The sequence below is a fragment of the Streptomyces sp. NPDC002265 genome (genome assembly GCF_040296125.1).
GTDB lineage: Bacteria > Actinomycetota > Actinomycetes > Streptomycetales > Streptomycetaceae > Streptomyces.
Map to the genome: position 1 here is coordinate 1 of NZ_JBEOWS010000327.1, position 10,917 is coordinate 10,917.

At 73.1% G+C, this 10,917-nt stretch carries 11 protein-coding genes and 1 pseudogene; 5 read left to right on the forward strand and 7 right to left on the reverse strand.

The features are described from left to right. Positions 1-845, reverse strand: a pseudogene (locus ABT085_RS37260) (FUSC family protein); the annotation flags it as partial. A gap of 279 nt (positions 846-1,124) precedes the next feature. Here ABT085_RS37260 and ABT085_RS37265 point away from each other — a divergent pair. After that, the gene (locus ABT085_RS37265; RefSeq protein WP_351618556.1) at positions 1,125-1,583 is read left to right on the forward strand and encodes a GNAT family N-acetyltransferase; all 459 of its coding nucleotides are present in this window, start codon (positions 1,125-1,127) and stop codon (positions 1,581-1,583) included. A gap of 132 nt (positions 1,584-1,715) precedes the next feature. Here ABT085_RS37265 and ABT085_RS37270 read toward each other — a convergent pair whose 3' ends face one another. Beyond that, the gene (locus ABT085_RS37270; RefSeq protein ID WP_351618559.1) at positions 1,716-2,438 is read right to left on the reverse strand and encodes a uracil-DNA glycosylase; all 723 of its coding nucleotides are present in this window, start codon (positions 2,436-2,438) and stop codon (positions 1,716-1,718) included. A gap of 210 nt (positions 2,439-2,648) precedes the next feature. Between ABT085_RS37270 and ABT085_RS37275 the strand changes: the two genes are divergently transcribed. Beyond that, positions 2,649-3,200 carry an RNA-binding S4 domain-containing protein gene (locus ABT085_RS37275; RefSeq protein WP_502982899.1) on the forward strand — a complete coding sequence of 184 codons (552 nt, stop codon included), beginning with the start codon at positions 2,649-2,651 and terminating at the stop codon, positions 3,198-3,200. A 16-nt stretch (positions 3,201-3,216) separates the two neighbouring features. On the opposite strand, the gene ABT085_RS37280 is transcribed toward ABT085_RS37275, so the two are convergent. Beyond that, the gene (locus ABT085_RS37280; protein WP_351618565.1) at positions 3,217-3,708 is read right to left on the reverse strand and encodes a DoxX family protein; all 492 of its coding nucleotides are present in this window, start codon (positions 3,706-3,708) and stop codon (positions 3,217-3,219) included. A 188-nt stretch (positions 3,709-3,896) separates the two neighbouring features. Here ABT085_RS37280 and ABT085_RS37285 point away from each other — a divergent pair, with 188 nt between their 5' ends. After that, complete coding sequence (locus tag ABT085_RS37285) at positions 3,897-4,163, forward strand: DUF6343 family protein (RefSeq protein WP_351618568.1); 267 nt, start codon at positions 3,897-3,899, stop codon at positions 4,161-4,163. Between the two features lie 58 nt (positions 4,164-4,221). Here ABT085_RS37285 and ABT085_RS37290 read toward each other — a convergent pair whose 3' ends face one another. The 4 genes from ABT085_RS37290 to rpsA all read right to left on the reverse strand — a co-directional run bounded on the left by ABT085_RS37290 (position 4,222) and on the right by rpsA (position 8,161). Next, on the reverse strand, positions 4,222-4,602 hold the full coding sequence (locus ABT085_RS37290; protein ID WP_162469890.1) for a tetratricopeptide repeat protein: 381 nt from the start codon (positions 4,600-4,602) through the stop codon (positions 4,222-4,224). 138 nt (positions 4,603-4,740) lie between these two features. Then, positions 4,741-5,367, reverse strand: a complete 627-nt coding sequence (gene coaE, locus ABT085_RS37295; RefSeq protein ID WP_351618571.1) for a dephospho-CoA kinase — start codon at positions 5,365-5,367, stop codon at positions 4,741-4,743. 149 nt (positions 5,368-5,516) lie between these two features. Further along, positions 5,517-6,455: a PAC2 family protein gene (locus ABT085_RS37300; protein WP_351618574.1), complete on the reverse strand. Its 939-nt coding sequence runs from the start codon at positions 6,453-6,455 to the stop codon at positions 5,517-5,519. 212 nt (positions 6,456-6,667) lie between these two features. After that, complete coding sequence (rpsA, locus tag ABT085_RS37305; RefSeq protein WP_152895055.1) at positions 6,668-8,161, reverse strand: 30S ribosomal protein S1; 1,494 nt, start codon at positions 8,159-8,161, stop codon at positions 6,668-6,670. 319 nt (positions 8,162-8,480) lie between these two features. Between rpsA and ABT085_RS37310 the strand changes: the two genes are divergently transcribed. After that, entirely contained in the window at positions 8,481-9,347 is an 867-nt protein-coding gene (locus tag ABT085_RS37310; protein ID WP_502982898.1) for a class I SAM-dependent methyltransferase, read from the forward strand. 40 nt (positions 9,348-9,387) lie between these two features. Next, positions 9,388-10,917: DEAD/DEAH box helicase (locus ABT085_RS37315; RefSeq protein WP_351618578.1), on the forward strand; the 1,530-nt coding region annotated here is incomplete at its 3' end.

The window sequence follows — 10,917 nt, forward strand, 5'->3', positions numbered from 1 at the left end:
CGCACGGCGGCGGCGAGCCGCCGGAGCGCCTCGCCGGTCCTCCCGGACACCTCCTCCCCCGCCCAGGCGAGCGCGGTCGCGGCCTCGGCCAGGGGCAGCGCGGCGGCGTACTGCGTGTGCAGCCGCCGCTCGGCTGCGGAACCGCCGTGCCGCCGCAGCCGGGGCCCGGCGAGTGCGTCCTGGGCGTGGTCGAGGGCGGCGGTGAGCGCGGCGCGCCGGGCGGTCGCCCGGGCGCCACCGGCGGCGTCGAGCAGGTCGGCGACGGCCTCGTACACCCCGGCCACCGCCTCCCGTTCCCCGTCGAACCTGAAGTCGCCGGTGAGGGCACCGGGTGTGGGCAGGGCGATCCGCAGGAGGAGCAGCCACGCGGCCCCCGCCAGGAAGACGAGGGCACGCTGCCAGCCGCTCTCGGGCAGGGGCATCCCGGCGCCGATGGCGGCGGCGACGAGCAGCTGTGTGGCGGCGCCGGAGGCGACGGGTCCGATGGCGCTGACCCCGCCGGCGACCAGGGCCACCACGGTGAGCAGTGCCGTGAGGAGCACGGGCGCGGTGTGCTGCCCGGCGTACGTGCCGACGAGCAGCCCGGCCGCACCGGCGAGCGCGGGCACCCCCAGCCGCTTGACGGCGGCCCGGCGGCTGCCCGGCCGGTCGTTGAACCCGGTGAGCATGGCGGCGATGGCGGCGACGACACCGAGGGAGGTACGTCCGGCGAGTACGGCGGCGAGCAGCAGGGGGCCGGCGGCCAGCGCGCCTCGGGTGACCGCGCTCCAGGGAACGGGGCCGCGCTGGGTGCGCAGGGTGTGGGCGAGCCAGGGCGGCAGAGCGGGTGCGGCGGGGCGGGGCACGGAACTCCTTCGTCGGGCGCAGGCGGGGTGTGCCTTCGGACGACGTCGGCCGGGCGGTGAGCAGCGGACGCTAGGTACGGCTGCAGTCTCCACCGTAGAACATGTTTATGGAGACAGCGGAACGCTCATATTTCCATGGCGTTACAGGTGCCACGCCATGGATACGACGGCAGCTCGCGAAAATACGGATGCGGGCGTCGGAGCGGGCGTGGATGATCGGGAGGTTGTCCGGAGACCGCGGCCACCGCCGCCGGTCCCGGTGAGGGAAGGGGACCGCCCATGAGTTCTGATCGTGCCGTCGTGCTTCGCCGGGCCGCCGGTTCCGACGCCGGACCGGCGGCCGAGGTCTGGCTGCGCTCGTTCGCCGCCGCGCTGCCCTCGGTCGTCAGGCCGCGCTCCGACGACGACGTGCGCGACTACTTCCGCGACGTGGTGGTGCCGTTGCGGGAGACCTGGGTCGCGGAGACGGCCGGTGCGGTCGTCGGGGTGATGGTCCTCGACGGCGAACTGCTCTCCCAGCTCTACCTCGCCCCCGACTGGCGCGGCCGGGGCCTCGGCGACCGGTTCGTCGTACTGGCCAAGGAGCGCAGCCCGCAGGGCCTGACGCTGTGGACCTTCCAGGTCAACGAACCGGCCCACCGCTTCTACGAGCGGCACGGCTTCGTGGCCGTCGAGCGCACGGACGGCAGCGGGAACGAGGAGCGGGAGCCGGACGTGCGGTACGTGTGGCGGCCGTAGCGCGTGTGCCGCGCCATCGCGTGTGCCGCGCCATCGCGTGCGCCGCGCCATCGCGTGCGCCGCGCCATCGCGTGCGCCGCGCCATCGCGTGCGCCGCACTATCGGGTGTGCCGCGCCATCGGGTGCGCCGCACTATCGGGTGTGCCGCGCCTGTCGGGCCTGTCGCGCGCTCCCGAGTCCCGCCGTGTCCGCGGCCGCGCACAGCACCTCGCGGAGCATGGCGGGCGTGAGCCGGCCGGTGAAGGTGTTGCGCTGGCTGACGTGGAAGCAGCCGAAGAGCTCCAGCCCGTCGAGGGACACCCGGGCGCCGTGCCCGAAGGCCGGCCGGGGCCGCGGGACCGTCCAGCCCGCCGCGGCGAGCGCGGGCAGCGCCGCCTGCCAGCCGAAGGCGCCGAGCACCACCACGGCGCGCAGGGTCGGCCGCAGCAGGGCGAGCTCCTGGACGAGCCACGGCCGGCAGGTGTCGCGTTCCGTGGGCGTGGGCTTGTTGGCGGGCGGGGCGCAGTGGACCGGTGCGGTGATGCGGACGCCGTACAGCTCCAGTCCGTCGCCGAGGTCGACGGAGGTCGGCTGCGAGGCGAGGCCGACGTCGTACAGGGCCTGGTACAGCACGTCCCCGGAACGGTCGCCGGTGAACATCCGGCCGGTGCGGTTGCCGCCGTGGGCGGCGGGCGCCAGGCCGACGATCAGCAGCGACGCGTCGGCGGGACCGAAGCCCGGCACCGGGCGTCCCCAGTACGTACGGTCGGCGAAGGCGGCCCGCCGGGTACGGGCGACCTCCTCGCGCCAGGTCACGAGCCGGGGGCACGCCGTGCACCCGGTGATCCGGGCGTCCAGAGCGGCCAGGCTGTCCATGCAGCCACCGTAGACCCGCACGCACCCGGGCCACATGGCGGCGAGTGCCGTGAGAGGCCGGGAAAAACCCCGCGGAAGGGGCCGGTCCCGGAGGCTAGAGTCGGGACCATGGCTGTTGAGGACTCGGACCGGACGACGGACGCGCAGGGTACGGCGCCGCGGAGCCACACGGACGGGGCGAGCGACGCGCGCACCACCGACGGCGGACGCATGGCGGACGGCTCGGTCAGCACGGACGGCACGGACGACGTAGAGGGCGCAGAGGGCGCAGAGGGCGCAGACGGGGCGCACGACACGGGCGCACCCGATCCGAAGGTCGCCGCCGCGATCGCCGCCGCCGAGGCGGCCGGCCCCACGAGCGGCCAGTCCGTACGCATCGACAGCTGGATCTGGTCCGTACGGCTGGTCAAGACCCGCTCCCAGGGCGCCACCGCGTGCCGGGGCGGGCACGTACGGGTGAACGGCGAACGGGTGAAGCCCGCGCACTCGATCCGCGTCGGCGACGAGGTGCGGGTACGGCAGGAGAACTGGGAGCGGGTCGTCGTCGTGAAGCGGCTGATCCGCAAGCGTGTCGGCGCGCCCGTGGCCGCCCAGTGCTACGTCGACAACAGCCCGCCGCCCCCGCCCCGCGATTACTTCGCCCCGGCGGGCGTCCGCGACCCGGGCACCGGGCGTCCCACCAAGCGGGACCGCCGCGAGATCGAGAGACTGCGCGCCCTGAACGGGCTGCGTGGCCCGGGCGGCCGTCCCGAAGGACGGTGACCGCGGGCCACGGAGGTCACGCTCGGCGCCGCCGTACCGCTCGCAGCAGCTCGGCGTTGTGCCCACGCCTGGCCCAGGCGATCAGCGCGAGCGGCACGAGCAGGATCAGCGGTGTCGCCGCGTTCTGTCCGTCGAAGACGGTGACCTGGACGACGAACGCCCCGATCATCAGCGCGCCCAGCGCGACCGCGGCCACCGACTGGAGCACCGGGACCAACAGGGCCGCCGCGCCGGCCAGTTCCAGCGCACCGATGGTGTACATGCCCGCGCTGCCCCAGCCGATGCGGTCGAACGATTCGACGGCCGACGGGTGCGCGATCAGCTTCGGCAGGGCGCTCGCGAACGCGTAGAACAGGGCGAGCAGCACCTGGAGCCCGCGCAGGACGATCCGACCGGTCCGAGCGGTCCGAGTGGCCTGAGCGGTACGGGCGGTCCGGGGCTGTCGGCCGCCGTCGGTGACGGAGGCGGAGGCGGCGGAGGCGGCGGTGTGTGCGGCGGTCTCGGACATGGGGTCTCCTGTGTGAGCGGGTCCGTGGTGCTGTCACAGAGGTAGACCGGGGCGCGCAGAGGAACTCATCGCCGTCCACCAGCGATTACGACTGCCGCGGCGCCCGGTGCAGCCGCCGCCCGCCGCCCGGACCGGTTGGAGAACGCCCGCGCCGGAGAGTACGTTGCAGACAGGAGCAGGTGATCCTGATGCGTACGGGCAGTGAGCCGACGACAGCGCGCAGTGCACTGCGGCTGCGCTTCTGGCTGAGCGTGTGGGGGGTGGTCTGGACGGTCTTCGGGACCGTGGCCTTCCTACTGGCCGACCGGCCCGGCTGGGCCGCCGCCTGCGGGGCGCTGTGGCTGGTCATCACCGTCGACCTGTCGATGATCCTCAAGCACATCAGGCAGGGCCCGCACTACCAGCCGGGCCCCGAGGTCCCGCCGTACCGCCCGCCCGAGCGCCGGCGTCCCTGACCGGTGCGGGCGGCGGGCTCAGGAGCCGAACGGCCGGCTCAACGGCGGAACGGCCGGCTCAGGAGTCGAAGCGGGCCGCCTTCAGGTACTGCGGCTTCGGGTCCAGTGCGGCGGCCAGCCGGAAGTGACGCTTGGCCTGGTCGTGCCGTCCCTGCCGCTCGTAGGTGCGGGCGAGCGCGAAGTGCGCGAACGCGTTGTCCGGCTCGCGCTCCAGGACGATCGTGAACTCCAGTTCGGCGGGCCGCAGTTGCGCCGCGGCGAAGAAGGCCCGTGCGCGCAGCAGCCGGGCGGCGGTGTTCTCCGGGTGCGCCGCGATGACGCCGTCGAGCAGCTTCACCGCGCCTCGCGGGTCCCGTGCCGCGAGCAGCTGCTCCGCGGCGCGGAAGTCGATGACATGCGTCTCCGGAGTACGTCCGGTCGAACCGCTGGTTTCGGGCACGCGAAATTCCTTCCCTTGCCGGGATGATTCAACGCCCGGACCGCGCACCCCTATTCCTGGCCCTGTTCCAGGGGGTGATGCCCGAGGTCATTCCCGGGGTCCGCGATCCGTCTCCCGGTCCGTCTCTCGATCCGTCTCTCAATCTGTCTCCCGGTCCGTCTCCCGCGACGACCGCGCGCGGTGCACCAGATCCGCCCACACCTCGCGCACCCGCTGCTCCAGCCGGGCGAGCGGCACGTCGTTGTCGATGACGATGTCGGCGATCTCCAGGCGCTTGTCCCGGCTCGCCTGGGCGGCCATCCGCGCGCGGGCGTCCGCCTCGGTCATGCCGCGCAGGCGTACGAGCCGGTCGAGCTGGGTCTCGGGGGCGGCGTCGACGACGATCACGAGGTCGTAGAGCGGCGCGAGGCCGTTCTCGGCGAGCAGCGGGACGTCGTGGACGACGACGGAGTCCGCGGCCGCGGCGCTCTCCAGCTCGCGGGAGCGGGCACCGACGAGCGGGTGGACGATCGAGTTCAGGACGGCGAGCTTCTCCGGGTCGGCGAAGACGAGGGAGCCCAGCCGTGGCCGGTCGAGGCTGCCGTCCTCGGCAAGCACCTCCGCGCCGAAGGCGTCCACGACGGCCGCGAGTCCGGGGGTTCCCGGGGCGACGACCTCCCGCGCGATCCGGTCCGCGTCGATCAGCAGGGCCCCGCAGCCCACGAGCAGCCGCGACACCTCGCTCTTGCCGGCTCCGATACCGCCGGTCAGGCCCACGGACAGCACGACCGCGCCTCCCCCTCACCATGCCCCGCCACCACGGGACGTACCGACCTGTTCCGACGGCCACCGTCCGGCCCCGCCGGGTCACCCCCGCGGGAGGTGGCGCCGTGGGCGCGGACGAGCGGCACGCCGCCGTGCGGCAGCGTATCGGATCAGTTCTCGCCCTCCCGCTCCGCGAGGAACTTCTCGAACTCCCGGCCGATCTCGTCCGCCGACGGGATGTCGACGGGCTCGGCGAGCATGTTGCCCCGGCTCTCGGCGCCCGCGGCCGCGTCGTACTGGTGCTCCAGGCCCTGGACCAGGGAGGTGAGTTCCTCGTCGCCCTCCTGGATCTGCCGCTCTATCTCGGTCTGCGTCCGGTGCGCGTCGGTGCGCAGGGCGTGCGCGATGCCGGGCAGGACCAGGCCGGTGGCGGCGGTGACGGACTCCAGGACGGTCAGTGCCGCGTCCGGGTACGGGGAGCGTGCGATGTAGTGGGGCACATGGGCGGCGACGCCCAGCACGTCGTGGCCGCCCTCGATGAGCCGGTACTCCACGAGCGCCTCGGCGCTGCCGGGGACCTGTGCCTCGTCGAACGGGCTGCGATGGCCCGGGACGAGGTCCGTGCGGTTGCCGTGCGGGGTGAGGCCCACGGGGCGGGTGTGCGGGACGCCCATGGGGATGCCGTGGAAGTTCACGGACAGCCGGACGCCGAGCCGCTCCACGATCTGCTGCACGGCCGCGGCGAACCTCTCCCACTCGACGTCCGGCTCGGGGCCGGACAGCAGCAGGAAGGGCGCCCCGGTGGCGTCCTGGACCAGCCGCACGTCGATGGCGGGCTCGTCGTAGTCCGTCCACTGGTCACGCTGGAAGGTCAGCAGCGGGCGGCGGGCCCGGTAGTCCACGAGCCGGTCGTGGTCGAAGCGGGCCACGACCTGGTGGGGCAGCGAGTCGAGGATCCGGTCGACGATCTGCTCGCCGGTCTCGCCCGCGTCGATGTATCCGTCGAAGTGGTAGAGCATGACAAGTCCGGCCGACTCCTGGGCCAGCGCCATGTCGACGACGCCCAGCCCCTTCGGCTCCCATGCGTACAAACCCTGCGGATCAAGCACTTGGACCGCTCCTCCTCGTGTTCCTACTGCACAACGTCGCCGCCGACGCGCGCATTCCCGGACCACGACCTTGATCAGGCGGAACTTACGGTCCTTCAGACGGCGCCGCGCGCAGGGCCGGTCGGAACGCGCGTACCGGAACACACAAGCACCGCGGGCCCGCACCCGGGTGGGTGCGGGCCCTCGGCAGAGAGCTAGCTACTGCTCAGCGATCAGCTCTGGCCGCCGGCCAGCTTCTCGCGCAGCGCGGCAAGCGCCTCGTCCGAGGCCAGCGCGCCGGACGTGTCCGCACCCTCGGAGGAGTACGAACCGCCACCGGACGCGGCCGGAGCCGCAGCCTCGCCGCCCTCGGCGGCAGCGGCCTCGTCGGCCTCGCGGGACTTGATGACCTGAGCCTGGTGCTGCTCGAAGCGCTGCTGCGCCTCGGCGTACTGGTGCTCCCAGGCCTCGCGCTGGGTCTCGTAGCCCTCGAGCCAGTCGTTGGTCTCGGGGTCGAAGCCCTCGGGGTAGATGTAGTTGCCCTGGTCGTCGTACGACGCGGCCATGCCGTACAGGGTCGGGTCGAACTCGACCGAGGCCGGGTCGGCACCGAAGGACTCGTTGGCCTGCTTCAGCGAGAGGCTGATGCGACGACGCTCGAGGTCGATGTCGATGACCTTGACGAAGATCTCGTCGTTGACCTGGACGACCTGCTCCGGGATCTCCACGTGGCGCTCGGCCAGCTCGGAGATGTGGACCAGACCCTCGATGCCCTCGTCCACGCGGACGAACGCACCGAACGGAACCAGCTTCGTGACCTTACCCGGGACGACCTGGCCGATCTGGTGGGTACGGGCGAACTGCTGCCACGGGTCCTCCTGCGTCGCCTTCAGCGACAGGGAGACACGCTCGCGGTCCATGTCGACGTCGAGGACCTCGACGGTGACTTCCTGGCCGACCTCGACAACCTCGGACGGGTGGTCGATGTGCTTCCAGGACAGCTCGGAGACGTGAACCAGACCGTCGACGCCACCCAGGTCCACGAAGGCACCGAAGTTGACGATCGAGGACACGACGCCGGAGCGGACCTGACCCTTCTGGAGGGTCGTGAGGAACGTCTGGCGGACCTCGGACTGGGTCTGCTCCAGCCAGGCACGGCGGGACAGGACCACGTTGTTGCGGTTCTTGTCCAGCTCGATGATCTTGGCCTCGAGCTCCTTGCCCACGTAGGGCTGGAGGTCGCGGACGCGGCGCATCTCGACGAGGGAGGCCGGCAGGAAGCCACGGAGGCCGATGTCGAGGATGAGACCACCCTTGACGACCTCGATGACGGTGCCGGTGACGATGCCGTCCTCTTCCTTGATCTTCTCGATGGTGCCCCAGGCACGCTCGTACTGGGCGCGCTTCTTCGAGAGGATCAGACGGCCTTCCTTGTCCTCCTTCTGGAGAACAAGGGCCTCGATCTCGTCGCCGACCTTGACGACCTCGTTCGGGTCGACATCGTGCTTGATCGAGAGCTCGCGGCTCGGGATGACACCTTCGGTCTTGTAACCGATGTCGAGCAGGACCTCGTCCCGGTCGACCTTCACGATGACGCCGTCGACGATGTCGCCGTCGTTGAAGTACTTGATCGTCTCGTCGATCGCGGCGAGGAAGGCTTCCTCGTTACCGATGTCGTTGACCGCAACCTGCGGGGTGGTGGCGGTGGTCTCGGTGCTGCTCGTCATGTGGGAAAGGGCTCCGGTTACGGACAGAAAGTCGTAGGTACTGCTACGCCGGGAGCCCGTGATCGCTCTGATGAAGCCGGACAGCCAAGGAAGCGCCACACCGAGAGAACTCTGATGGCGCCTCGAAAACCGAGGGGACATACAACAGATGCGAGCGCAGCCTGCTAGGTCTGAGGAGCGCAGGCTCGCAGCGCAACTTGTAGCATACGGGGGCAGCCGGGCAGGGTCAATGCGCGAAGGCGCACACCCGGGGCGGATCGCCCCAAATCCGGCACAAAAACTCGTCCCAGCAGGCCACACAGGCCGGGAGACCCCTTCCGTGACACGCCCGGCGCGTGCAGGGAAGTGGCCGCAGACTAATACGAGGGAGCCGATCATCCAAGAGCCCGAGACCTTCGAACCGGAAGCCACCCGCCGCGCCTCGGACGTCGCGGAGAGCGCGCGGGCCAACCGGGGCTGGTGGGACCGCAACGCCGACGAGTACCAGGTCGAGCACGGGACCTTCCTCGGGGACGACCGCTTCGTGTGGGGCCCCGAGGGCCTGGACGAGGTGGAGGCCGAGCTGCTCGGCCCGCCCGAGGCGCTCAAGGGCAAGGACGTCCTGGAGATCGGCGCCGGCGCGGCCCAGTGCGCGCGCTGGCTGGCCGCCCAGGGCGCGCGCCCGGTCGCGCTGGACCTCTCCCACCGCCAGCTCCAGCACGCGCTGCGGATCGGCGGATCGTTTCCCCTCGTCTGCGCCGACGCGGCCGCGCTGCCCTTCGCGGACGCCTCCTTCGACCTGGCGTGCTCGGCGTACGGCGCGCTGCCGTTCGTCGCCGACCCGGTCCTGGTGCTGCGCGAGGTGCGCCGGGTGCTGCGGCCCGGCGGCCGGTTCGTCTTCTCGGTGACGCACCCGATCCGCTGGGCGTTCCCGGATGAGCCGGGCCCCGAGGGCCTCTCGGTGGCCGCCTCCTACTTCGACCGCACGCCGTACGTGGAGCAGGACGAGGAGGGCCGGGCGGTGTACGTGGAGCACCACCGGACCGTCGGCGACCGCGTGCGCGACGTAGTGGCGGCCGGTTTCCGCCTGGTCGACCTGGTGGAGCCGGAGTGGCCGGCCTGGAACACCGCCGAGTGGGGAGGCTGGTCGCCGCTGCGCGGGAACCTGATCCCGGGGACGGCGATCTTCGTGTGCGTACGGGACTGAACACGTGTGCGTACGGGACTGAACATACGAGGCTGAACGAGTGATCCGTTACGACGCCCTGGACGCCCTGCCCGTCCGCGCGGCCCTGCCCGCCCTGGACGAGGCCCTGGAGGCGCACGGCACGGCCGTCCTCGTGGCACCGCCCGGCACCGGCAAGACGACGCTCGTCCCGCTCGCGCTGGCCGGTCTGACCGGCGCGGGTCCCGCGCGGCGGGTGGTGGTCGCCGAGCCGCGGCGGATCGCGGCGCGGGCGGCGGCCCGGCGGATGGCCTGGCTGCTGGGCGAGAAGGTCGGCGAGAGCGTCGGCTACACCGTGCGCGGCGAGCGGGTGGTCGGGCGCCACGCACGCGTGGAGGTCGTCACTACCGGTGTACTGCTCCAGCGGCTCCAGCGTGACCAGGAGCTGGCGGGCGTCGACGTGGTGGTGATCGACGAGTGCCACGAGCGGCATCTGGACGCGGACACGGTGGCGGCGTTCCTGTGGGACGTCCGCTCGGCGCTGCGGCCCGAGCTGCGCCTGGTGGCCGCGTCGGCGACGACCGACGCGGACGGCTGGGCGCGGCTGCTGGGCGGGGCGCCGGTGGTGGAGGCGCACGGGGCCGCGTACGACGTCGAGGTGGTGTGGGCGCCGCCGGCCCGACCGCTGCGGCCGCCGCACGGGATGCGGGTGGACCCGGCGCTGCCGGCGCACGTGGCGTCGGTGGTGCGCAGGGCGCTGACCGAGCGCTCCGGTGACGTGCTCTGCTTCCTTCCGGGCGTGGGCGAGATCGCGCGGGTCGCCGGACAGCTCGGGGCGCTCGGCGACGTCGACGTGCTCCAGGTGCACGGGCGGGCTCCGGCGGCCGTGCAGGACGCGGTGCTGGCGCCGGGCGCGCGGCGCCGGGTGGTCCTCGCGACGTCCGTGGCGGAGTCGTCGCTGACGGTGCCCGGGGTGCGCGTGGTGGTCGACTCGGGGCTGGCGCGCGAGCCGCGCGTCGACCACGCGCGCGGGCTGAGCGCGCTGGCAACCGTACGGGCGTCGCAGGCGGCGGGCCGGCAGCGGGCGGGGCGGGCCGGGCGCGAGGCGCCGGGCGCGGTGTACCGGTGCTGGTCCGAGGCGGAGGACACCCGGCTGCCGCGGTTCCCGGCACCGGAGATCAAGGTGGCCGACCTGACCGCGTTCGCGCTCCAGGCCGCCTGCTGGGGAGATCCGCAGGCATCGGGGCTGGCGCTGCTGGATCCGCCGCCGGGCGGGGCGATGACGGCGGCGCGGTCCGTGCTGACGGCGATCGGCGCGGTCGACGCGGCCGGCCGGGCCACCCCGCGCGGGGTCCGTATGGCACGGCTGGGGCTGCATCCCCGGCTGGGGCGGGCGCTGCTGGACGCGTCGGCGGCGGTCGGCGCCGAGCGGGCGGCCGAGGTGGTGGCCCTGCTCGCCGAGGAGCCGCCGCGGGAGTACGGGGACGACCTGGCGGCGGCCCTGCGGGCGGCCCGGCGCGGGGGTGACGCGTACGCGGCCCGCTGGCGGACGGAGACACGACGCCTGCGGTCCGCCGTGGCGGGGGCGGCGGATCCCGCCGCTGGATCGCCG